The sequence below is a fragment of the Plantactinospora solaniradicis genome, assembly GCF_042658085.1.
Classification (GTDB): Bacteria; Actinomycetota; Actinomycetes; order Mycobacteriales; family Micromonosporaceae; genus Plantactinospora; species Plantactinospora solaniradicis.
In genome coordinates this window covers 1-1,248 of sequence record NZ_JBHSPR010000139.1, presented here as the reverse complement: position 1 = coordinate 1,248, position 1,248 = coordinate 1, and the positions used below count along the sequence as shown (strand labels likewise).

General features: G+C 71.9%; 1 protein-coding gene. It reads left to right on the top strand.

Going from position 1 to position 1,248, the window contains the following annotated elements:
• Nucleotides 1-1,149 (top strand): IS1380 family transposase (locus ACFP2T_RS47910; protein WP_377434778.1); only part of this gene is annotated, 1,149 nt, incomplete at its 5' end.
• Nucleotides 1,150-1,248: the final 99 nt, after the last annotated feature.

Sequence of the window (1,248 nt, the reverse complement as noted above, 5' to 3'; positions counted from 1 at the left end):
GACGTGCTGCGCCACCAGCATGAGGTGTTCGGGCCGGTCGCCTCGGACACCACCGTCTGGCGGGCCCTCGACGAGATCGGCGCGACCCAGTTGCGGCGTATCGCGGCGGCGCGGGCGAAGGTCCGGGCCCGGATGTGGCACCTGTTGGGCGGGCCACCGGCAGCTCGGGCGGCCGGCCGGGACATCGGCGACGGCGTGGTCGTGCTGGACGTGGACTCCACGATCGTGCTCGCCCACAGCGACAAGGACGGCGCCGCGCCGACCTACAAACACACGTACGGCTTCCACCCCATCCTGGTGACCTGCGACAACACCGGCGAGATGCTCGCCATCGCGCTGCGGCCGGGCAACGCGGGCGCGAACACCGCCGTCGATCATCTCGACGTGCTCGCCGACGCGATCGCGCAGCTGCCCGCCGCGCATCGGCGGCATCTGCTCATCCGGGGTGACAGCGCCGCCGCTACCCACAAGGTGCTCGACTGGCTCACCAGCCTGAACACCCGCCGCCGGCGAGTCGAGTACTCGATCGGCTGGTCAATCACCGACGCCGAACGCGCCGCCATCACCGCCCTGCCCGCCCCGGCATGGACACCGGCGCTGGCCGCCGACGGCGGTGTCCGCGAGGGCGCCCAGATCGCCGAGTTGACCGGCCTGCTGACCATGACCGGCTGGCCCGAAGACGCGCGGGTCATCGTCCGCCGGGAACGCCCGCACCCCGGCGCGCAACTGTCGCTGTTCGAGGAACGCGACGGCTGGCGCTACACCGCGATCATCACGAACACCCAAGCCGGCGCCCCGCAATGGATCGAGGCCCGGCACCGGGCCCACGCCCGGGTCGAGGACCGGATCCGCTGCGCCAAAGACACCGGCCTTCGCCGACTACCCTCCCGCGAGTTCGCCATCAACCAAGCCTGGTGTGTCGCCGCCACGATCGCCGCGGACCTCATCGCCTGGCTGCAACTACACGCCCTCGACGGTGACCTCGCCACCGCCGAACCGAAACGGCTGCGCTACCGCCTGCTGCACACCGCCGCTCGACTGACCCACGGCCAACGCCGCCGCTGGCTACGCATCCCGGCCACCTGGCCCTGGGCCACCCAGCTCACCACCGCGTTCACCCGAATCGCGGCGATCCCCGCACCCGGCTGACCCACATCAGCCCCCGACCACCGACCGGAGACCCCAGGAGACCACGCCCACCGCCGCGACAGACGGCCCACCACCACGCCCAGCCACCCAAGCAATCAA